Raw genomic sequence first — 22,366 nt, forward strand, 5'->3', positions numbered from 1 at the left:
GAACTTCCCGGGGCCTCTTGCTGTCGACGAGTCCCTTACCGCAGGGTTTGGTTGGGACGCCCCCTACCGCTCGCAGCGCCAGTAGTAGGCAGAGTAGGGCTTGAGCTCGGAGCCGCCGCCGAAGTCGTGCTCCTCGCCGGTGATGAGGTCGACCGCGCGGCCGCATTGGGCGTCGAAGTGCACCGTCGCCGGCTCGCCGCTCGCGTTGATTGCCACGATCACGCGCTCGTAGGTCCCGTGCTCGCCGCCTGCGTAGGTACGCTGGAACACCAGCTGCTGGGGCTGGCACTGGAGCTGCGCGTAGTCGCCCCAGACAAGGGCCGTCGAGTCCTCGCGGGCGCGCGCAATCGCCGCGACCCAGTCAGTGAGCGCGCCCCACTCGGGCGCGTCGAGCGCCGGTCGTAGCTCGTGGTCGCCGGGAAGCTGCTCGCCCTCGATCCCCCACTCGGAGCCGTAGTAGACGGCCGGCACGCCGCTCATCGCAAAGAGCAGGCCGTAGAGCGGGACCAGCTGGTTCTTGTCGGTGAGCTTGGTGGCGATGCGCGGCACGTCGTGGTTGTCCACGAAGTCGAGCATGTGGCGGCCGGTGTAGAGGTCCCACGGCTGGCTGCCGCTCTGGCGCTCCAGCGCGTAGGCGATCTCGTGCATGTTGGCGGCGTTCATCGACGACCAGAGGCCCTTGTAGGCCTCGTAGTTGGTGACCGAGTCGCAGAGGTCGTCGCCCATCCACTGGTTGTAGTCGCCGAACATGGTCTCGCCCACCAGCGGGAACTTCTCGCCGCGCTCGCTGCCGATCTGGTTGGCGAGGTTGCGCAGGAAGCGCAGGAACCCCTGGTCAAGGCAGTAGGCCACGTCCAGGCGCAGGCCGTCGATATCAAACTCGCGCACCCAGCCGCGGATGACGTCCGCCAGGTAGTCGTTGAGCTCGCCGTTCCAGTGGTTGAGCTTCACGAGGTTCTGGGCACCCTCCCAGCAGCTGTAGGAGAGACCGTCGTTGAAGCAGTTGTTGCCGTTGAAGTCGATCTCGAACCAGCCGGCATAGGGGCTCTCGCCGCGGCGGGCGAGCACGTCCTGGAACGCCCAGAAGCCGCGCCCCACGTGGTTGAACACGCCGTCCAGCAGAACCTTGATGCCGGCATCGTGACAGGCGTCCACCACGCGGCGCAGGTCCTCGCCCGTGCCCAGGCGGCAGTCGACCTTGGTGTAGTCGCGCGTGTCATAGCCGTGCGCATCGGACTCGAAGACGGGGTTGAGCAGCAGGCACGTGACGCCGAGCCGGGCCATGTGGTCGATCCAGCCGTTGTCAATAAGCTGCAGGATGCGGTGCTCGAGAACGCCGTCGTTCTCATGCGGGGCGCCGGTGAGGCCCAGCGGATACACCTGATAGACAAAGGACGGCTCGTACCAGCTCATGCGGGAGCTCCTCTCAAAGACAGTGGACCTCCAACATTCTAGCCGCCTCCCGCTCGCCTATTTTTGCGGTGGGTCAGCGGCAGACGGCCGCGTGGCAGGGTATGTACACCGCCTCTTACGGGTATGTACACCCGCCGGTTTTGGGTTGGTTGCAAACGCGCAGGTAGATAAGCTGGCGAGAAGAACGGGCGGCTCGGAGGGGTGTACATACCCTCAGGCGGGGGTGCACACACCCTCGCGCTGCGGCCGCGAAGGACGCGCGACAGGAAAAGGGCGGCCCCAGCGGGACCGCCCTCGGGAAAGGGGACGCCGGAAGCGAGCGTCAGCGCTCGTAGACGGTGCGGCCGCCCACGATCGTGCGGACCACGTCGTAGGCATCGTCCATGAGCACGAGGTCGGCGCGGGCGCCCACGGCAATACGGCCGCGGTCGGCCCAGCCGAAGAGGCGCGCGGGGTTCTCGGAAAGCGGCTTGGCGGCCAGCTCAACCGGAGCCCCCGTGAACTTCATGAAGTTGCGCAGCGCGGTGGCCTGCGTGAGCGTGGAGCCGGCGCGCACGCCCGTGGTGGCGAGCTTGGCGTCGCCGTCCTCCACCACGACGTCGTTGACGCCGAGCTTGTAGTTGCCGTCGGGCAGGCCCGCGGCCATGATGGAGTCCGTGATGCCCAAGATCTTGTCCCAGCCCTTGACTTTGACGTAGAGGCGCACCGTGCCCGGGACGAGGTGACGGCCGTCGCAGATCGTCTCCGCGTAGAGGTCGCTCTCGAGCGCCACGCCAAAGATCGCGGGCTCGTGCTGGTGGAAGAGGCGCATCGCGTTGCCCACGTGCGTGGCGGACTTGGCGCCCGCGTTCACGCACGCCCAGGAGAGGTCGTAGCCAGCGCCGCTGTGGCCGATGGCGGAGGTGATGCCCAGGGCCTCGAGCTGCGGGATGAGCTCGGGCACGCCGGGGACCTCAGGCGCGAGCGTGGTATAGAGGATGTGCCCGCCCGCGGCCTCCTGGTACCGGCGGAACAGGTCGACCGAGGCCTCGTGCATGAGCAGGTGCTCGGGCATGGCGCCCTTGTACTCGCTCGAGAGGCACGGCCCCTCCAGGTGGATGCCGAGAAGCGCGGCGCCGTCGTAGGGGCCGCCCTCGATGACCTGGCGCGCCTGCTCGATGCACCAGAGCGTCTGCTCCGGCGTGTCCGTGAGGATGGAGCAGAGCCAGCCCGTGGTGCCCTGGGAGGCGAAGAAGCGACCGATGGTGCGCAGGCCCTCGACGTCGGCGGCGTTCACGTCGAAGCCGGCGGCGCCGTGGGTGTGCACGTCGATGAAGCCGGGCAGGGCGAGAAGCCCGCTCGCGTCGATGACCGGCAGGCCCTTCTCGTTGTCATAGGCCGAGGAGAGGCCCGTGACGACGCCGTCCTCGACGGTGACGTTCAGGCGCGCGAGCTCGCCCTTGGACAGGACGCGCGCACCCGTGATGTAGCAGCTGGAAAGCATGGGGCGCCTCCCTAGTAGGCCTGCTGGCGGGCGACGTCGTTGACGTAAATCTTGGCGTCGGGATGGCTCTGGAGCAGCGTCGCCGGGAAGGCGGCGGTGGGCTCGCCGTAGGCCGCGCGGCGCACGACGCCGCGGTGCCAGTCGCGGAAGACGCCGAGGCGCACCTTGCGGGCGCCCAGGATCTCGCGCATGCCGATGGTCACGCAGCGGTGCGGCATGTCCTCGAGGGCGCCGCCGAGGTCGCCCACGCAGTTGGTGGCACGGGTCTCGGGGTGGATGTCGAGGGTGCGGGTCTCGAGCGCGGCGAACTCCTCGCAGGTGAGCTCGGGCTGCGGCTCGTTGAAGGCGAGGTGCCCCGTGATGCCGATGCCGCCGAAGGCGATGTCCACGCCGCCGAGCTCGTCGATCACGCGACCGATGTGGCCAAGATCGTGCGGGTCGGGGAAGACGCGCTGCTCCTCGGGCATCACGAGCTCGGGGTCGATCTTGTCGTAGACGTTTTTGGCCATGAAGCCGCGGAAGGAGAGCGGGTCGTCGGCGCTGATCCACTCGTCGTTGTCGTCCAGATACTCGTCCATGTTGATGAACCAGCAGTCCTTGAGGGAGATGCGCTGGTCGTTGACCATCTTCACGAAGTAGGGATAGTGGCCGACGGGGCCCACCGGGCAGATGAACACGGTCTTCTCGCCACGGGCGTTGTGCTCGCGGATGGTGCTCACCATCTCAAGGGCGAGGTCGAAGAAGACCTCGGCGGAGTCACCGGCGCAGACGAGCGGCACGCGGGCGCCCTGGCCCAGGTCCTCGGCCGAGATGTGATAGTACTCCATGCTTGCTCCTTGTCTCGCATAAGAGAGGCGGCCTCCCCGCGCGGATGGGGAGGGTCACCCTGCTGCGGAGAGGCCGTCTTTTCGGGGGCGTCGAGCGCCCTCAGAAAACTGCTGTGCGCGCGAGCGCTACTTGAGGGTCGTCTCGTAGAGCTCGTCGGACTCGGTGATGACGTCGGTCAGGACGTAGTCCTCGACGGGCACCTCGGCCTCGATCTGGCCGCCGTCCAGGAAGACCTTCTGCTGGGCCTCGTAGTAGCCGACGATCGTGTCGGTGTTGCCGATGGCGTCGACGGCGCCCTGCCAGTCGCCCTCGCCCGTGGACTGAAGGAGCGTGTCCTCGGGAACGCCGAGCTCGGAGGCAAGCAGCTTGGCCACGGCGTCGATGTTCTCGGCGCGATAGACCTTGCCCTTGTCCAGAGCGGCGCCAAAGCGCACGAGGACGTCGTGGTTGGCCTCGGCGTACTCGGGCAGGACGACGTAGGAGCCGGGGAAGGCGACCTCGTCGGAGTAGTCGGTGTTGGTGCCGAGGACGAGGTAGTCGTCGCCGAGCTGCTGCTCGAGGGTGACGGTGTTGGGCGACCAGGTGGCGGCGGCGTCGATCTGGCCGGCGATGAGGGCCGTCGTCATGCCGGAGACGTCCATCTCAACGGTGTTGATGTCGTCGACGGTGAGGCCGGCGTCCTGGAGGACGTACTGGAGGATGATCTCGGAGGAGGTGCCGGAGGCGACGCCCACCGTCTTGCCGGCGAGGTCGGCGCCGGTCTCGATGCCGTGGGACTTGTTGGCGACGACGCAGTCGGCCTGGGAGAGCTGGTCGAAGGCGAAGATCTTGGCCTGGCCCTGGATGCACAGGGAGTGCGCGCCGTGGCCGATCTGGGAGATGTCCACGGAGCCGGACTGCATGGCCGTGATCTCGGCGGGGCCGGCCTGGAACTGCTCGGTCTCGACGGTGATGCCGACCTCCTCGAAGTAGCCCTGGTCGATGGCCGAGAAGAGCGTGGCGGCGGAGCCCAGGTTGGGCATGAAGGCCACGTGGACGGTGACGGGCTCGTACTCGGTGCCGGCCGGCTCCTCGTCGGCGGTGTCGTCGGCGGTGTCGTCAGTCTCGGGCTCCTGGGTGCCGTTGTCGCAGCCGGCGAGCATCATGCCGGAGCCCACGACGCCGGCGGCGCCGGCGACCTTGAGGAAGGAGCGGCGGCTGAGCTGGTTCATGTCGATCTTCTTCATATCGTTTCCTTTCTCGTGGAGGCGAGTTCTTCTCGCTTCCCTCCCATTTCGGGGACTGGGCCCCGCGTAAAGCCAAAACGAGGTCGGACCTACTTGCGGACGGAGAGGTACTCCTGGTAGACCTGGCTCCAGATGTGGTTCTTGAGCTCGAGGAAACGCGGGCTCATCTTGGTCTCCTGCGTGCGGGGATACGGGATGTCGATGTCCACGATCTCCTTCACGCGGCCCGGGCGCGCATACATGATGATGACGCGCTGGGCGAGGATGATGGCCTCCTCGACGTCGTGGGTGATGAAGAAGCAGGTCTTCTGCTCCTTCTCCCAGGTCTCGAGCAGCTCGGACTGGAGCTGGGTGCGCGTCTGGGCGTCAAGGGCGCCGAACGGCTCGTCCATGAGAAGGACCTTGGGGTTGACCGCGTAGGCGCGGGCGATGGCCACGCGCTGCTTCATGCCGCCCGAGAGCTCCTTGGGGTAGGACTGCACGAAGTCCTGCAGCTCGACGAGCTTGATGTACTTGAGCGCGATCTCCTCGGCCTCCTTGTCGGACTTGCCCTGGAGCTTGAGGCCAAACTTGACGTTCTCGAGGACCGTGAGCCACGGGAAGAGGGCGTACTGCTGGAAGACGATGCCGCGGTCGGGGCCGGGGCCGGTGACCTCCTGGCCGTCAACGAGGACGCGACCCTCCGTGGGCTCCTCGAGGCCGCCGATGATGTTCAGGAGCGTGGACTTGCCGCAGCCGGACGGCCCGACGACGCACACGAACTCGTTCTCGTGGATGTCGAAGTTGGCGCCGTTGAGGGCGACCACCTCGCCCTTGCGGGTGTTGAACTTCTTGACCACGTTCTCGATGTGGACCTTTACTGCTGAATCGTTTCCTGCCATCCCGTGAACCTCCTCTCAAGGAATCGGACGATCTTCTCGAAGCAGATGCCGATGATGCCGAGCATGATGATGCCGAGCAGCACGACGTCCATCTGGTAGTAGCCGCTCGCCTGCTGGATCATCATGCCGATGCCCTTGTCGCCACCGACGATCTCGGAGGCCATGAGCGTGGTGAGCGAGGTGGAGAGGCCCAGGCGCGCCGCGACGAGGATGAAGGGCGTCGAGGCGGGGATGGTGACCTTGAAGAAGATGTCCTTCTGGGTGGCGCCGAGCACGCGCGCCGCCTTGATGAGCGTGACGTCCACGCCCTTGACGCCCTGATAGATGGTGATGACCATGACCAGGAACGCCGCGATGAAGATGACCGTGATCTTGGAGGTCTGACCGATGCCGAGGGCGGCGATGATCAGGAAGACGTAGGCCAGCGGAGGGATGTTGCGGATGAACTGGATCCAGGGCTCGACGACGTGACGGAACGGGTCGTACCACGCCATCAGGAAGGCGACCGGGATCGACACCACGAAGGCGATGCCGAAGCCCGTGAGAACACGGGATACGGAGGCCCAGACGTGCTCCCAGAGCAGGCCGCTCTGAGCGCGCTCGATGAAGGCGTTGAGGACCTTCTCGGGTGACGCGAAGACCGCCGGCCACGTGCCGGAGGCGGCGAGCCACAGGGCTATCGCCAGCGCCAGGGAGATCAGTGCCCAAGCCCAGCTTGGCACCTTACTCCAGATGGGTACTTTCTTCTCTTTCAATGACGGCCTCCTTCTCTTTATCCCGCCGTGCCCCTCCCCGAAAGGACGCTTGGAGGCGCGACGAGTGCATCCGACGAACGCGTGCGACGTACAAGGATCAGACCAAAGAGCGCGTGGTCGAGAAGAACGAGCTGACTATCCCACTCAACCGTTTCTCCACTCAAACGATTAAGTTACTGACATGTAACCACAGCCCTTGGGGATTTCATAGAGTAAAGTTTCGGTAAGGGCCGCTGGGGGCCGATTTGATACCGTTCAGCACTTGTTAACCAGTTGAACTCGATAAACGGTCGATTTTGACCCGTGAGCGCGATTCTCCAAGTTCTTCTCAATATGTGGCCTGTGTCATGGTAAACAGGTACTATCTCACTTAATCGAAAAAGTGAGTCTAGGAGGATAGGAGGCGGAAATGCGGAAACGGACCACGCTCAAGGATGTGGCGCAGGAAGCCGGGGTCACCGCCGCGACCGTCTCCTACGTCATCAACAACACGCCCGGCCAGTCCATCCGGCCGGAGACGCGCCGACGGGTGCTCCAGGCGGTGCGGCGGCTCAACTACATGCCCAACGCGCACGCCCGCACGCTTAGAAACCGCACCGTCCCCTGCGTGGGCGTGGTCCTGCGCAGAAACCTCTCGGTCCCGCGCTTCAGCCAGATGGCCTTTGGCATACAGACGCGCCTCGAGGAGGAGGGCTACAACGTCTTGCTCCTCGGCAACCGGGCCGACGCCCTCGGGCACGCGGACTATGCGAGCGCCTACCTCGCCGGGCGCGTGGGCGGCATCATCTTCATCGGCATCGAGAACGAGGGGCCCGACCCCGAGAGCCTCAAGATTCTCTCCGACGAGTCGGCGCCGCTCGTGGTCTTTGACTGCCAGCAGCAGGCGGACACCTACAGCACCGTGGACCTCGACTACCGCGGCGGGGCGCGCCTGATCACCTCGCGCATCCTGGAGCGCGGCTGCCGACGCGTCCTCTACCTGAGACCACAGGTCGACACTGCCCAGGAGCGCCTTCGCGAGCAGGGCGTTCGCGACATCTGCGAGGCGTCCGGCGCCGAGCTGCTCGTACGCGAGGCACCCATCGACCTGCACAACATCGACGTCTGGGACGAGCGCTACACCGTTGGCAGCACCGAGGACGGGATCAAGCTGAGCGAGGAGCTCATCGAGACGGCTCGCGACCTGCTCACGGAGGCCGAGGACGGTGACGCGATCATCACGAGCTGGGCAACGTGGACGCACTTCTTCCGCAAGATCGCCCCGGAGCGCAACCTCATCTACGCGGAGCTCGCCAACAACGGCGAGAACTGGCTCGCCGCCAACTTCTACACGCGCCTGCCCAACTACGAGACCGGCATCGCCTGTGCCGAGGAGGTCCTCTCGCTCATGCGCGGGGGCGCCCCCTCGGCGCGCATCATCAAGCTCACCAACGTCATCGAGCCCAAGCTCGAGCCCCGCCGGCACTAAGCGGGCGGGGCTCGGCCCCGTCTGTCGGACATCGCAAGGCACGACCGAACGACCAAGGAACGCAAGGGAAAGCGCCCGGGAGGCCGGGCCACGAACAAGGAGATGGTCACATGGCACTCGTACCGCTCAAGCCCGTCCTGGACGCCGCGCGCAAGGGGGGCTACGCCCAGGGCGCGTTCAACGTCAACGCCGTCTGCCAGGCCAAGGCAGTCATCGAGGTCCACGAGATGCTGAGGAGCGCCGCCATCCTGCAGGGCGCAGACCTCGCCAACGCCTTCATGGGCGGGCGCGCCGACTTTGCCAACGGCACGGTCGAGGACAAGATCGTGGGCGCCAAGAACATCGGCGACGCCGTGAAGAAGTACGGCGAGAAGAGCCCCATCCCGGTGGTCCTGCACCTCGACCACGGCCGCGACATGGAGAGCGTCAAGGCGGCCATCGCCGGCGGCTACACCTCCGTCATGATCGACGGCTCGTCGCTGCCGCTCGAGGAGAACATGGAGCTCACGCGCGAGGTCGTCAAGTACGCCCACCCGCGCGGCGTCTCCGTCGAGGGCGAGCTCGGCGTGCTGGCCGGCGTGGAGGACCACGTCTTCGCCGCGTCGAGCACCTACACCAACCCGCTCACGGCCGTCGAGTTCGTGCGCAACACCAAGGTCGACGCCCTCGCCATCAGCTACGGCACCATGCACGGCCCCTCCAAGGGCAAAGACGTCAAGCTCCGCCGCGAGATCCCCATCGCCATCCGCGAGTGCCTCTCCCACGAGGGGCTCGACTGCGCTCTCGTGAGCCACGGCTCCTCCACCGTGCCGGGCTACATCGTGCGCGAGATCAACGCCCTCGGCGGCAACATCCAAAACGCCTACGGCATCAGCCTCTCCGAGCTCAAGGCCGCCATCCCCGCCGGCATCAACAAGATCAACGTCGACACCGACATCCGCCTCGCCGTCACCCGCAACATGCGCGAGCTCTTCGCCACGCGCCCGGAGCTCCAGGAGAGCCCGTCGATCGGCGGCGTCTGGCAGCTGCTCAAGGAGCACCCCGAGAACCCCGACCCGCGCGCGTTCCTCCCGCCCGTGTACGACACCGTCATGTACGGCGTGGTCGCCGATGACGACCGCGCGGCGCTCGTCGCCGCCATCGAGGCCGGCGTGAAGGAGGCCGTGGCCACCCTCATCGTCGAGTTTGGCAGCTACGGTCACTACCCCGACGTCGAGCTCGCCACGCTCGACGAGATGGCCGAGCGCTACGAGAAGGCGGGGATCTAGCCATGGAGGCAGACGGCCTGCTCGTCGTCCACGGCGGCGGCCCGACCGCCGTCATCAACGCCTCGCTCTACGGCGCCGTCGACGAGGCCCTGAACACGCCTGGCGTGGGACGGGTCCTCGGCGCCCTGGGCGGCGTGGGCGGCATCACCGACGGCAACCTCGTCGACTTTGGCCAGGTGTCGCGCGACAAACTCGACCTGCTGCCCTTCTCGCCCTCCTCGGCCATCGGCACGAGCAGAAAGCCCCTCGAGGACGAGGACTACCGCGAGCTCGCGCACGCGCTCGACCGCCAGGGCATCCGGTGGCTTCTGTGCACCGGCGGCAACGGCACGATGGACACCTGCGGCAAGATCTGGCGCGCCTGCCACGAGGGGGGCGTGCCCATCGACGTCGTGGGCATCCCCAAGACCATGGACAACGACATCGCCGTGACCGACCATGCCCCCGGCTTCGCGAGCGCGGCGCGCTACATGGCGGCCACCACCTCGGCCATCTGCTGCGACGTGCGCGGCCTGCCCATCCACATCGTCATCGTCGAGGCCATGGGCCGAAACGCCGGCTGGGTGAGCGCCTCGAGCTGCTTCGCGGACGAGTCCGGCACCGGCGGCCCCGATCTCATCTACCTTCCCGAGCGCGCGTTCGACGAGCGCGCCTTCCTCGACGACGCCCAGCGTCTGATCGACGAGAAGGGCTCGGGCGTCGTTGTGGTGAGCGAAGGTCTGCACGCCGCTGACGGAACGCCGGTGGCGCCTCCCCTCATGACCGTGGGGCGCGCCACCTACTTTGGCGACGTCTCGGCACACCTCGCCAAGCTCGTCATCTCCGAGCTCGGCTACAAGGCGCGCTCTGAGAAGCCCGGCCTCATCGGCCGCGCGTCGATCGCCTGGCAGAGCCCCGTGGACCGCGAGGAGGCCATCGGCTGCGGCCGCGAGGCGACCCGCGCCGTGCTCGAGGGCGACTCCGGCAAGATGGTGGGCATCGAGCGCCTCTCGAACGAGCCCTACGAGTCCCGTCTCATCCGCATCCCCATCGAGCAGGTCATGCTCGATGAGCGCACCATGCCGGACGAGTACATCAACGAGCGCGGCAACGGCGTGACCGATGCCTTCCGCAGATGGTGCCGGCCGCTTCTGGGGCCGGAGCTGCCGCGCTTCGCGAGCTTCGTGTGACGCGAGGGAGCGCCGCGACCGCCAGACCATCAGATTGGAGCCTTCATGAAGCACATCTTCCTCAACCTCAAGCGCTTTGACATCACGCCCGAGCTCGGCGGCGTCAACCGCCTCGCCGAGCCCGCCCGCTGGGGCGAGACCGTCGCCTCCTCCATCAAGGACGTGGCGAAGAAGTACGGCGAGGTCGCGGAGTTCGCCGCGTTTCTCCCCGAGGCGCACCTCGTGGGCGCCTGCGCCGGCGCCGAGGGCAGCCCGCTCGGGATCGGCTGCCAGGGCGTGCACGTGGCAGACACCGCCCCCGGCGGCAACTTCGGCGCCTTCACCACGCTGCGCACCGGCAACTCCGTCGCCCAGCTCGGCTGCACGTGGGCCCTCGTCGGCCACTGCGAGGAGCGCATGAACCTCCGCGCCATCCTCGGTGAGGTCGGGGCCGCCCCGGCCGACGTCGAGGCGGCCGTGAGCCGCATCCTCTCCCGCGAGGTCCGCGCCGCGCAGGCGGCCGGCCTCAAGGTCCTCTTCTGCATGGGCGAGCGCGAGGAGGAGGTCGACGACTGGGAGGCCGTCCTCACCGCCCAGGTGACCCAGGGCCTCGAGGGGGCCGACCTCTCCGGCGTCCGCATCGCCTACGAGCCCGTCTGGAGCATCGGCCCCGGCAAGACCCCTGCCGACGCCCCCTACATCACCAAAGTCGCGCGTCTCATCAAGAGCGTCGTGCCCGGCGTCGACGTGGTCTACGGCGGCGGCCTCAAGGCCGACAACGCCGAGATGCTCGCCGGCATCCCCGAGATCGACGGCGGTCTTATCGCCCTCACGCGCTTCACCGGCGAGATCGGCTTCTACCCGGAGGAGTACGCCCAGATCGTCGACCTGTACCTGAACGCGTAGAACGCACCGCGTCGCACAACGAGAAAGGAAACGTCATGCATCTTGATTTCGAGTGGGGCACCGGCATGATGGGCGCCGAGCTCCCCGACACCACCGACGTCTTTGTCACCGGCGAGACCGTCAAGGACCCCGAGTGCCTGCCGCAGGACTGGGACAGCCTCTACAACGCCACGCTCGAGAGCATCCGCAACCCCATCGGCATGGAGCCGCTCGCCGACCTCGCCCACCCCGGCGCTAAGGTCGTCATCGTCATCCCCGACATCGTGAAGGGCGGCACGCAGCCCACCTCGCACCGCAAGGTCGCCATCCGCGCCTGCCTCGACGAGCTCTTCGCCAACGGCGTCTCCCACGACGACGTGCTGCTGCTCTTCTCCAACGGCCTGCACCCCCGCACCTCCACCGCCGAGGCCAAGCTCATCCTGGGAGAGGACCTCTACAACGAGTTCGAGGGCACCGGCCAGATCACAAGCCACGACTCCGAGGACTACGACCATCTCGTCGACCTCGGCTTCACGCCGCAGGGCGACCACGTGATCATGAACAAGTACGTCTATGACGCCGACATCGCCATCCTCATCGGCCACACGCAGGGCAACCCCTACGGCGGCTACTCGGGAGGCTACAAGCACTGCGCGACCGGCATCACCCACTGGCGCTCGATCAGCGCCCACCACGTGCCGCGCGTCATGAGCCGACCGGACTTCGTCCCCGTCTCCACCTCCTCCCTGATGCGCGACAAGTTCGACCAGCAGGGCATGTTCATGGAAGAGAAGATGGGCAAGAAGTTCTTCTGCTGCGACGCGGTGCTCGACACCTGGAGCCGCCAGATCGCGATCTTCTCGGGCTATGCCGCCGAGATGCAGCCCGTCTCCTGGGCGCTCGCCGACAAGCGCACCTACGTGCACTGGGCCGAGAAGAAGTACGACATCGTGGTCATGGGCATGCCCACCAACTTCCACTACGGCGACGGCATGGGCACCAACCCCATCCAGATGATGCAGGCCGTCTCCGCCCAGGTCATCCGCCACAAGCGCATCCTCTCCGACCACTGCGTCTTTGTCATCGCCAGCTACTGCAACGGCTGGTTCCACGACGAGCGCTGGCCGTACCTGCGCGAGCAGTGGGAGCTCTGGCAGTCCGACAAGATGAACACCCTCGACGAGATGATCAAGTACGGCGAGTACTTCGCCACCAACGAGGAGTACATCCGCAAGTACCGCTTTGCCAACGCCTTCCACCCGTTCCACGGCTTCAGCATGATGACCTGCGGCAACCTTGCCGAGAAGTACCTCAGTGCCACCTACATCGTGGGCGCGCAGAAGCCCGGCATCGCCCGCACCATGGGCCTCAAGACCCGCCCGACCTTCGAGGAGGCCATCGCGGACGCCACGCGCAAGTACACCGACGGCAACCCCAACATCCTCGCGCTGCCGCACGCCTACAACCGCGCCGTGCCGCACCTGTGCATGAAGGACCCGTCCCAGAACAGCCACTTCCGCGACGACGCCCCCGCGCACCCCTGCGGCTGCTAGCGTCCTGAGATGCTGGGGCTCAACGAGACATACCTGGGTGCCCGGGTGACCTCCGAGGAGGTCGCCCGGGCCTCGGCCGCGTGCGCCGAGGTGCTCGCGCGCTGCCAGGCCGGTGAGGAGCGTCACGCGGACTCCCTCGGCTGGCTCCACGTGGACGACTGGGCCTCCGACGAGAAGATCGCGCAGATCGAAGCCCTCGCGGCACGCCTGCGCGAGCGTGCGGACACCTTCGTCCTCATCGGCGTGGGCGGCTCCAACAACGCCGCCCGGGCCGCGCTCGCCGCCCTCGGCGCGCGCGACGGCTCGATTGACGGCACTCATCGCGTCGTCTATGCCGGCAACACGCTCTCGGCCTTCGAGCTGCGGCGCGTCCTCGAGGACCTGGAGGGCCATGAGGTCGTCATCGACTGCGTGGCCAAGAACTTCGAGACACTCGAGCCCGGGTCGTCCTTCCGGCTGCTGCGCCAGTGGCTCGTCTCGCGATACGGCGAGAAGGACGCAGCGTCGCGCATCGTCTGCTGCGGCACGCCGGGATCGCACCTCGAGGACCTCTGTCGCGAGCACGGCTACGCGTTCACGACCTTCCCCGAGCCCGTGGGCGGCCGCTACACCGCGCTCACCGAGGTGCACCTGCTGCCGCTGGCCTTTGCCGGCGTGAACGTCCGCGCCTTGGTGGCCGGAGGGCGCGCCGAGGAGGCGCTGCTGCGCGATGCTGCGGCAGACCCCGCGGACAACCCCGCCTGGCGCTACGCGCTTGCGCGACGCCTTGCCTGGGACACAGGGCTGCGCGTCGAGCTCCTGAGCTTCTTCGAGCCGCGCTTCCGCTGGTTCTCCAAGTGGTACGAGCAGCTCTTTGGCGAGAGCGAGGGCAAGGATGGGCGCGGCCTGTTCCCGGCCTCGGCCGAGTACTCCGAGGAGCTTCACAGTCTGGGGCAGTACGTCCAGGACGGAACGACGCAGATCATGGAGACCTTCCTCGACGTGCTCGAGCCCGGAGACGAGGACTCGCTCGTCCTCGGCGGGCAGGACATCGACGACCGCTTTGGCTACCTCGACGGCGCCGACTTCTGGGACGTCAACAAGGCGAGCTTCTCCGCCTCGCGCGCGGCGCACGCCCAGACGCTGCCCTGCCCCACCATCGAGCTCGACCGCCTCGACGAGGAACACCTGGGTCGCCTGTTCTACTTCTTCATGTTCTCGTGCTATCTCTCCGCCGAGCTCCTCGGCGTGAACCCCTTTGACCAGCCCGGCGTCGAGGCGTACAAGCGCCTCATGTTCCAGACGCTCGGCAGGTAGCGGGACCTTCGGCAGTCCCCCCCTCCCTGGCCGGCCAGATTCCTACCCCCGAGTCTGGCCGGCCTCCGCTGATTTGACAATCGCGTCAGGTTATATTGTCAAGTTGTCAATCGCGTCAGGTTATATTGTCAAGCTTGGCCGTCCCTCTGCCGATAGGGACAGGCGTGCTGATTGGGGACGGGTTATTTCGTGCAGACCGTTTGGGACAGGTTTCCCATGAACCCTGTCCCAAACGGTCTGCACGAAATAACCCGTCCCCAATCAGCAGGGACTGTCCCCAATTAACAGAGGGCCTTGAGGCCGGAGACGATGGTGTCGTGCGCCTCCTTGCGCGCGGTCTCGAAGAACTCCGCGGAGAGCAGCTGGTAGATGGGCTCTCCCGTCACGTGCTCGGCACGGTTCTGCTCCACGATGTCGCGAGCGACCTCCACCGCGGCGAGCACGTCCTTCTCGGCGATCGAGTACATGGGGAAGTCGACACACTGAGCGACCAGCGCGTCGTCGACGTGCGGGACCATCGAGATGTCGAGGGTGCGCCCAAAGAGGGCGAAGTCCGCCTGCTTGCCCACGCGCGCCCGCTCCCCCGGCTTCACGCCAACGGAGGCCAGATAGGCCCGGGTGTGCGCGTTGTAGACGTGGTCAGCGACGAGGTGTGCCCACGCGCCGCGCACAAGATCGCTCACGTGATCTTGGCGCTCCACGTAGAAGCGCCAGAAGTCATCGTAGCGCGGCAGGGGGATGTGCTCGCGCAGCGCGAGGTGCGTGAGCTTGTAGTCGATCCGAAAGCTGGGGCTGGGCACCATGTAGCCCACGTAGACGTCCGGCACGAAGTTGCCAAAGAGAAAGGCGTTGACGTCGGCCACGCCCAAGGCATCGGCCCCCTCTTCGCGAAGAAGCCGCTCGACGTGCGCGATATGTATGTTCCAGCTTGGCATGGGAGTATCCTAACACGACAGATGCGGCCGGGCACCCGAGGGCGCCCGGCCGCGACTTGGCTCCATGGCCCAAAGCTCCGGCAAAGGCTAGGAACGGACCTCGCCGCCGGTGGACTTGCAGACCTTGGTCACGAGCTTCTCGTGGGCCTTCTCGACCTCCTCGGAGGTGAGGGTGCGGTCGGCCGCGCGATACGTGAGCGAGAAGGCCATGGACTTCTTGCCCGGGCCCACGCGCTTCTCGTCACGATAGACGTCAAAGAGGCGCACGTCGGAGAGGAGCTTGCCTCCGGCGGAGGTGATGCGCTGCATGAGGGTCTCGCAGGTCACGGACTCGTCGACCACGATGGCCAGGTCCACGTCCACGCCGGGAAGCGTGGGGATGTCCTGGTAGGGGCGCTGGTCCACGGCGAGGCGAAGCAGCGCCTCCTGGGAAAGCTCGAAGGCAACGACCGGCATCTCGATGCCCATGGCCGCAAGACCGCGCGGGTGGACGTTGCCGACCCAGCCCACGATCTGTCCGCCACCGGCCACGACCTCGGCGGCGCGGCCGGGCTGCAGCCAGGGGTACTTCTCGGCGTCGGCGACCTTGAAGCGCACCTTGCTCACGCGCAGGGCGTCGAGGAGCTCCTCGACCACGCCCTTGGCGTCGAAGAAGTCATAGTCGGCGAAGCGCTGGTTCCAGGCGTCGTCGGCACGCTTGCCCGCCATCACGCCGCAGACGTAGCTCGGCTCGTCCGGCAGGCTCTTGTGCTCGTGGCCAAAGAAGACGCGGCCGATCTCGTAGAGCGCCACGTTGGAGACGCCGTGATCGAGGTTGTAGGCCACCGAGCGCAGCAGGCCCGGAAGCATGTCGCGGCGCATCTCGGACTGCTCGGCCACGAGGGGGCGGATGATCTTCACGGGCACGCCGCGGCCGGTCTCGGGGATGCCCAGGCGAGAGAGGTCGTCAGGTGCGGCGAAGCAGTACGTGGAGGTCTCGGAGAGGCCACAGGCGCGCAGGACCTGGCCGATCTTGCGGACGCGACGCTGCTCGGGGGTGAGGCCGCCGGCGTGGTTTCTGGCGGAGGGGATGGTGGGCTCGATGTCGCCCTCGCCCCAGAGGCGCACGACCTCCTCGATGAGGTCGACCTCACGGGTGAGGTCGGGACGGTTGGTGGGCGCGGTCACGGCGAGCGCGTCATCGCCGGACGCCTCCACCGCGCAGCCCAGGCGACGCAGGCGGGAGACCATGAAGTCCTCGGGGATGTCCGCCCCGCCGATCAGGCGCGCACGGCTCGGGCGCAGCGTGATCTGGGCGGGGGCGTCGTCGGCCTCGCCCGGATAGACGTCGACGATGCCGGGGCAGACCTCGGCGCCGCAGCACTCCTCGAAGAGGGCCGCCGCGATCTGGGCGACGTTGGCGCAGTTGGAGCCATCGACCTTGCGCTCGTAGCGGATGGAGGCCTCGCTCATGAGGTCGAGGTTGCGGGAGGTGCGAGAGGTGTGCCCGGCCGAGAAGTTCGCGCTCTCGAGAAGGACGTCGGTGGTGGCCTCGGTGATCTCGGAGTCGAGGCCGCCCATGACGCCGGCGAGGGCGATCGGGGTCACGCCGTCGTCGGTGATCAGGCACATGTCGGGCGTGAGGGCGCGCTCCTGGCCGTCAAGCGTCACGAGCTTCTCGCCGTCGCGCGCGGCGCGCACGACGATGTGGCGGCGGCCGTCACGCTCGGTAAGCGTCCCCAGGTCAAAGGCGTGAAGCGGCTGGCCGGTGAGGTACATCACGTAGTTGGTCACGTCCACGACGTTGTTGATCGAGCGTCCGCCCGCGGCGGCGACGCGCTGCGCGAGCCACTCCGGCGAGGGGCCAATCTTGACGTTGCGGACCACGCGCGCGGTGTAGCGCGGGCAGAGTTCGGGGTCGTCAATCGTCACGTCGACGAGCTCGGCGGCGTCCGGACCCTGCTCGGCCTTGACGGCGGGCAGCTCGATGTGGGTGTCCTCGTCGAGCATCGCGGCGACCTCGACGGCCATGCCGGTCATGGAGAGGCAGTCGGGGCGGTTGGGCGTGATCTCGCAGTCGATCACGGTATCGGACATGCCGAGGTAGTCGGTGAAGTCCATGCCCACCGGCGCGTCCTCGGGAAGGATCATGATGCCCTCATGGTCGTCGCCCAGACCGAGCTCGCGGGCCGAGCAGTTCATGCCGCAGGACTCGACGCCGCGCAGCTTGCTCTTCTTGATCTTGAAGTCACCGGGCAGCACCGCGCCGATCATGGCGCACACGATGTGGTCGCCCTCGTTGAAGTTCTGGGCGCCGCAGACGATCTGCAGCGGGACGGGGTTGCCGTTCTCGTCCACGTTCTTGTCGCCCACCGAGACCTGGCAGAGCCACATGTGATCGGAGTCGGGGTGGGGCTTCTTGCTCACGACCTGGGCCGTGACCACGTGATCGAGGTTGGCGCCGACCTTCTCCACGGCCTCGACCTCGGTGCCGGTGCGGGTGAACTCGGCCACGAGCTCGGCGGGGTCCGCCGGCACGTCGACCATGCTCTTGAGCCACTCATATGAGACGCGCATTTCTCTTCTCCTTTTCGCGCGATCAGTACAAATCTACCGAGAAGTACCTTGGGTTCCGGATTGGAATAACCTCCCAAGTCCGGCCTGAGGGTTTCACTGGTGCCCGAGATTGGCGCGAAAGCCGAGGCCGCACGCCTGACGTGCGGCGGCCGAAGGCTTGAGCGCCAAGATCGGGCGCCAGGGGAAGCCTCAGAACTGCGAGAGGAAGCGCATGTCGCCGGTCATGAGCATGCGCAGGTCGGGCAGGTCGTAGCGCAGGCATGCGATGCGCTCGACGCCCATGCCAAAGGCAAATCCGGTGTACTTCTCGGAGTCGATGCCGCAGTACTCGAGGACGTTGGGGTCGACCATGCCGGCGCCCAGGATCTCGAGCCAGCCGGTGCCCTTGCAGAAGCGGCAGCCCCTGCCGCCGCAGACGCCGCAGGAGACGTCGACCTCGCAGGAGGGCTCGGTGAAGGGGAAGAAGTGCGGGCGATAGCGCGTAGCGCGGTCCTCGCCAAAGACCTGACGCAGGAAGTAGTCCATGGTGCCCTTGAAGTCGCCGAAGGTGATGCCCTCATCGACGACGAGACCCTCGATCTGGGTGAACTGCGGCAGGTGGTTGGCGTCGGCCGTGTCGGGGCGGAAGACCGTGCCCGGGCAGATCATGTAGATGGGCGGCTTCTGACGCTCCATCACGTGCACCTGGACGCCGGAGGTCTGGGTGCGCAGGAGCACGTCCGACTCGCCCTGGACGTTGGTCTCCTCGGCGTGCAGCATGGTGCCCGGCGCATTGTCCACCACGTAGAAGGTGTCCTTGGCCGAACGGCTGGGGTGGTCCTCGGGGGCGTTGAGCGCGGTGAAGTTATACCAGGTGCTCTCCACGTAGGGGCCGTCCTCGACGGTGTAGCCCAGACCGCAGAAGATGTCCTCGACCTCCTCGCGGATCTGGGAGATGAGGTGCTGGGTGCCGTGGGAGAGGCGACGGCCCGGCAGCGTGACGTCACAGGCATCAGCCGCCATCTTGCGCTCCATGAGCTCGCGGCCGAGCTCCTCCCTTCGGGCCTTGAGCGCGGCCTCGACGTTGCCGCGCACGGTGTTGGCGAGCTGGCCCATCGCGGGGCGCTCCTCCGGGGCGACCTTGCCCATCGAGCGCATGATCTGCGTGAGGGAGCCCTTCTTGCCCAGCACGCTCACGCGCAGGGCCTCGAGGGCCTCCATGCTCTCGGCGGCGGCGAGGCCCTCCGCCACCTGTGCCTCAATCGCCTTGAGGTCGTCGGACATCGACATAGCTTCTCGTCCCTTCTCTACTAAAAAACCGCCCTTACGGCAGCCGTGCTGCTGCCCAAGGACGGAATGATCCGCGGTACCACCTCGGTTGGCGCGCGGGTTTTCTCTCCCGAGCGCCCTCTCGTTTGCGCCCCGTGCCGTGGGGCTCCCGGCTTCCCTACTGACGATGAGAAGGGGCCGTCCCCTCTCGTCATGTTCAGGTCGCGGCTGGTGGAGTGAACTCCGGGCCTCTGCCTTGGAGGGGGCTCTCAGCCGGTGACCCCCATCTCTTGTCCGCTGGCAACGCGACGCCCAGACCTCTCCGTCATCGCCTAGCGTCACATGGTAGCACACATCTCTGCGCGCAGCGCGTCGAGCCAGGCGATGTAGGTGTTGGGATAGTGGTTCGCGAGCAGGTGGACGACGTCGATCTGGACGACCGCCCCGGCCAGCTCGACGAGTCCCGCGGGCGAGACGAGCTCGTCGAAGCTCTCCGCGCGCTCGCCGATGCTCTCCGCGAAGCGCTCCACCACCGCGCGGTCGCCCGCCTCCGCGGGGCTCTCGGTCCCCATGGACGCGAGGTAGGACTGCCCCATCGCCCCCTCGAGCTCCGAGAAGGACGCGTCGCCCTCGCCGGGCAGCCACACGTCGCGACCGTAGCGCTCGTAGCCCCAGCTTGCCAGCGGCAGCTCCGGCACAAGGTCTGACGGATTGAGCACGTTGAAGATGTTGTCGTAGGCCGCCTCGCGCGCGTCATCCGACGAGGTGCAGTTGGGCGTCGCAAAGGTATAGGCTCGAACGTCTTTTGCCGTGGCGAGAGCGCCCACCGTGTCAGCGTAGCTCGCGAGCAGGTTGGCCACCGCGCCGCCCCGGCTGTGACCGCAGAAGAGATAGGTGCGCTCGACGCCCGGGTCGCTCTTGGCCGCGCGCTCCTCGAGGTCCGCCACGATCTCCTCTGCGGCGAGCGTGAACCCCAGGTGGTCGGGGTCGCCCTCGGCGCTCTCGATCTTGATGTTGGAGAGCCACTCGGATCCGTAGGAGCCACGCACCACGACCATGCAGAGCTGCTTCTCGGCGCCCGTCTCGGACGAGCGGACGCGCTTGGTCGCCAGGGTGTAGGCCACCACGTCCGTGCCGTCGAGCATGCCCAGCACCTCGTCGAGCACCTCGCTGCGGTAGCGGTAGGAGGCCGTGCACACCTCGTCGAAGCCCAGCTCCGCAAAGGCTTGCTCGGCGTAGGCGGGCGCGGTCGAACCCTGCTGATAGTAGGAGCTCTCGGCGTTGGCGACGGCCGAGAGCACGGCACAGGTGTGCGCGAGCTCGGGATTGTAGGCGGTGGCGTCCTGGAAGAACCAGTCATCGTCCCAGGCAACCTCGGAGCTCACGCGGTGCCCCTCGGCCGAGAAGAGCGCGGCGTACTCGATCCGCGTCGTGAAGGCTCCCGTGCGGCGCTGGGCCTCGACGGCAGGCGCCGTGACGGCGTTGACGCCCGTGACGCGCTCGAGCCGGCGCGCGTGCAGCACGGCGGCGCCCGCAAGCGTGGCGCTGTCAAGCAGGGCAACGGTCACGAGCAGCACCAGCAGCAGGCTGCGCCTCCTGCGCCCTCTTGATCTGGGTCTGTCGACGCGTGGCCGCATGGTCACCTCCGTCCGGGCCTTATAGCGATGATACCCGGGCAGCGGGCGTCGCCGGACGAGACGAGCCAACGTGACGAAAGCGTTAGGCAGGCGGAAGGGCGGTCCTTCTCGCCCGTGCCGCTACGCCAGCGCGAACTTCCAGATGTTATACGCGTTGATGAGGATGATCAGCACCATGAGACCCATGAAGAGCTTGTCCACGGTCTTGTCGTCGATCTTGGCGTTGACCTTGCGGCCCACGATGCCGCCCAGGATGCCGCAGACCACCATCGCGGCGAGCAGCAGCAGGTCCACGCCCACGTAGCCCCCGGTGACGATGGAGCTCGCAGTACTCGTGGCCTGCGAGAACAAGATGATGTAGAGCGAACTCGAGGCCGCACGCTTGGTGGCCATGGTGAAGAAGTAGAAGAGCACCACGAGGTTGATCGGGCCGCCGCCGATGCCGAGGAACGACGAGCACACGCCCAGCGCAAAGCCGATAGCCAGGCACGCCGCGGCGGACGTAACGTTAAGGGTGGGGATCTTCTCCTTGTAGATGGTATAGACGAGCGTCCCCAGCGTGATGAGCAGAAGGAGCCCCGCCTGGACCGCGCCGGCGGTGTTGGGGTTGGGGAAGAGCCCTGCCACGATGGAGAAGAGCTCCTTGCCGGCAAGGCCGCCCACCGCGGCGCCGATCGCAAGCGGGGTGTCGGTCTTGGGGTCGATCGTGGAGGTGCCCGAGAGCTTGGCCTTGAGGACGGAGTAGAGCGTCATCGAGAGGACCGTGCAGCCCGAGAGGAAGTTGATCGTGGCCACGTCCGCCACGCCCGTGGCGTCGAGCACCGGCTTGATGATGATGCCGCCGCCGATGCCGCAGATGGCGCCCACCGTGCAGGCAAAGAAGCTGACGAGAAGAACGAGCACTTGCATGGTTGACGACCTTTCTTCCTCATGGGTCACTGGCCCTGCGCGGGGGCAGTGACGGCTGCCCGGACGGCCTGTAGCGGCGGACGGCCCCGGTTGTCGTCCTCCCTAGAGGATAGCAACCGGGGCCCGCGAGCGACAAGAACGCGCGATCGCCGCCTAGTACTCAGCCAGGCGCTCCTTGAACTGGTCGAGCAGGCGCTGGTTGAACTCCGGGCCGCCGTCCACGTTGGCGCTCATAAAGAGCGGCGGCTGCACGCCGCGCTCGAGCAGGATGTCGAGCGACTCCATGACGGCGCAGTCCAGCAGCAGGCAGCCCGTATAGAGCGAGGTGCCGCCCACCTTGGTGGGGATGCCCTCGATCGAAAGCGCCGCGTCGCCGAAGGAGGACTTGTTGTCCAGGACCACGTCGGCGCACTGATAGAGGAGCTTGCCGGACTTGGCGCGCGAGGTGCCCGCACGCGAGACCTCGAGCGCCGTCACGGCGATGACGGGCACGCCCGCCTCCTGCGCGTGCTGGGCGAGCTCGATGGGCAGCGGGTTGCGACCGGAGTTGGAGATCACCACGAGGCAGTCCTCGGGACGCAGGTCGAGCTTGAGCCAGAACTGGTCGCCCACGCCGTCGATCATCTCGTAGATGCCCCAGGCAGGCTCGCGGACCACCTTGGTCTGGATGTAGCCGCCCGCGCGCCCGCAGATCTCGAGCGCGTTGGCGTGGCTGTGTCCGGAGCCGAAGGCGCGGATGATGCCGCCGCGCTCGATGGTGTTGGCAAAGATGGTCGCGGCCTGGTGCAGGGCCTCCTCCTGACCGTCGAGGACGGTGTCAAGACGCCGCAGGACCTCGGCTTTGAAGCGCGCCGCGGAATCGCCCATCGTCACCCTC

18 protein-coding genes are annotated in these 22,366 nt (G+C 67.0%); 6 read left to right on the forward strand and 12 right to left on the reverse strand.

The window, feature by feature from the left end; all coding sequences use genetic code 11:
* Positions 1-63: 63 nt before the first annotated feature.
* The 6 genes from NW198_RS03855 to NW198_RS03880 all read right to left on the reverse strand — a co-directional run bounded on the left by NW198_RS03855 (position 64) and on the right by NW198_RS03880 (position 6,586).
* Entirely contained in the window at positions 64-1,413 is a 1,350-nt protein-coding gene (locus NW198_RS03855; protein WP_087314693.1) for an alpha-amylase family glycosyl hydrolase, read from the reverse strand.
* Between the two features lie 322 nt (positions 1,414-1,735).
* Complete coding sequence (nagA, locus tag NW198_RS03860; RefSeq protein WP_087314695.1) at positions 1,736-2,896, reverse strand: N-acetylglucosamine-6-phosphate deacetylase; 1,161 nt, start codon at positions 2,894-2,896, stop codon at positions 1,736-1,738.
* A gap of 11 nt (positions 2,897-2,907) precedes the next feature.
* Complete coding sequence (locus NW198_RS03865; protein WP_258340077.1) at positions 2,908-3,723, reverse strand: glucosamine-6-phosphate isomerase; 816 nt, start codon at positions 3,721-3,723, stop codon at positions 2,908-2,910.
* Positions 3,724-3,849: 126 nt separating this feature from the next.
* A complete protein-coding gene (locus NW198_RS03870; protein WP_087314699.1) occupies positions 3,850-4,950 on the reverse strand; it encodes a substrate-binding domain-containing protein in 1,101 nt (366 codons plus the stop codon).
* A gap of 89 nt (positions 4,951-5,039) precedes the next feature.
* Positions 5,040-5,831 (reverse strand): ABC transporter ATP-binding protein, encoded by a 792-nt coding sequence (locus NW198_RS03875; protein WP_087314701.1) that lies wholly within the window; start codon positions 5,829-5,831, stop codon positions 5,040-5,042.
* Positions 5,807-6,586 (reverse strand): ABC transporter permease, encoded by a 780-nt coding sequence (locus NW198_RS03880; protein WP_087314703.1) that lies wholly within the window; start codon positions 6,584-6,586, stop codon positions 5,807-5,809. Before NW198_RS03880 ends, NW198_RS03875 begins: the two co-directional genes overlap by 25 nt.
* Positions 6,587-6,995: 409 nt before the next feature.
* Between NW198_RS03880 and NW198_RS03885 the strand changes: the two genes are divergently transcribed.
* From NW198_RS03885 to NW198_RS03910, 6 genes are all read left to right on the forward strand, one after another.
* Positions 6,996-8,054, forward strand: a complete 1,059-nt coding sequence (locus tag NW198_RS03885; protein WP_087314705.1) for a LacI family DNA-binding transcriptional regulator — start codon at positions 6,996-6,998, stop codon at positions 8,052-8,054.
* Between the two features lie 110 nt (positions 8,055-8,164).
* Positions 8,165-9,322 carry a class II fructose-bisphosphate aldolase gene (locus NW198_RS03890; RefSeq protein WP_087314707.1) on the forward strand — a complete coding sequence of 386 codons (1,158 nt, stop codon included), beginning with the start codon at positions 8,165-8,167 and terminating at the stop codon, positions 9,320-9,322.
* A gap of 2 nt (positions 9,323-9,324) precedes the next feature.
* The gene (locus NW198_RS03895) at positions 9,325-10,491 is read left to right on the forward strand and encodes a diphosphate--fructose-6-phosphate 1-phosphotransferase (RefSeq protein ID WP_258340078.1); all 1,167 of its coding nucleotides are present in this window, start codon (positions 9,325-9,327) and stop codon (positions 10,489-10,491) included.
* Between the two features lie 45 nt (positions 10,492-10,536).
* On the forward strand, positions 10,537-11,376 hold the full coding sequence (locus tag NW198_RS03900; RefSeq protein WP_258340079.1) for a triose-phosphate isomerase family protein: 840 nt from the start codon (positions 10,537-10,539) through the stop codon (positions 11,374-11,376).
* Between the two features lie 35 nt (positions 11,377-11,411).
* Positions 11,412-12,908 carry a lactate racemase domain-containing protein gene (locus tag NW198_RS03905; protein WP_087314713.1) on the forward strand — a complete coding sequence of 499 codons (1,497 nt, stop codon included), beginning with the start codon at positions 11,412-11,414 and terminating at the stop codon, positions 12,906-12,908.
* 9 nt (positions 12,909-12,917) lie between these two features.
* Positions 12,918-14,204, forward strand: coding sequence for a hypothetical protein (locus tag NW198_RS03910; RefSeq protein ID WP_258340080.1), 1,287 nt, complete (start codon positions 12,918-12,920; stop codon positions 14,202-14,204).
* Positions 14,205-14,485: 281 nt separating this feature from the next.
* Here NW198_RS03910 and NW198_RS03915 read toward each other — a convergent pair whose 3' ends face one another.
* The 6 genes from NW198_RS03915 to NW198_RS03940 all read right to left on the reverse strand — a co-directional run bounded on the left by NW198_RS03915 (position 14,486) and on the right by NW198_RS03940 (position 22,356).
* Positions 14,486-15,139 carry a hypothetical protein gene (locus NW198_RS03915; protein WP_258340081.1) on the reverse strand — a complete coding sequence of 218 codons (654 nt, stop codon included), beginning with the start codon at positions 15,137-15,139 and terminating at the stop codon, positions 14,486-14,488.
* Positions 15,140-15,226: 87 nt separating this feature from the next.
* Positions 15,227-17,695 (reverse strand): phenylalanine--tRNA ligase subunit beta, encoded by a 2,469-nt coding sequence (gene pheT, locus NW198_RS03920; protein WP_258340082.1) that lies wholly within the window; start codon positions 17,693-17,695, stop codon positions 15,227-15,229.
* Between the two features lie 189 nt (positions 17,696-17,884).
* Positions 17,885-18,964 (reverse strand): phenylalanine--tRNA ligase subunit alpha, encoded by a 1,080-nt coding sequence (pheS, locus tag NW198_RS03925; protein WP_309147701.1) that lies wholly within the window; start codon positions 18,962-18,964, stop codon positions 17,885-17,887.
* Between the two features lie 317 nt (positions 18,965-19,281).
* On the reverse strand, positions 19,282-20,580 hold the full coding sequence (locus tag NW198_RS03930; protein ID WP_258340083.1) for a hypothetical protein: 1,299 nt from the start codon (positions 20,578-20,580) through the stop codon (positions 19,282-19,284).
* A gap of 120 nt (positions 20,581-20,700) precedes the next feature.
* Entirely contained in the window at positions 20,701-21,489 is a 789-nt protein-coding gene (locus tag NW198_RS03935) for a sulfite exporter TauE/SafE family protein (protein ID WP_258340084.1), read from the reverse strand.
* A 153-nt stretch (positions 21,490-21,642) separates the two neighbouring features.
* Positions 21,643-22,356 (reverse strand): SIS domain-containing protein, encoded by a 714-nt coding sequence (locus tag NW198_RS03940; protein WP_087314727.1) that lies wholly within the window; start codon positions 22,354-22,356, stop codon positions 21,643-21,645.
* Between the last annotated feature and the right edge of the window lie 10 nt (positions 22,357-22,366).

This window comes from Thermophilibacter sp. ET337 (assembly GCF_024733715.1).
In the GTDB taxonomy this organism is placed as follows: domain Bacteria; phylum Actinomycetota; class Coriobacteriia; order Coriobacteriales; family Atopobiaceae; genus Thermophilibacter.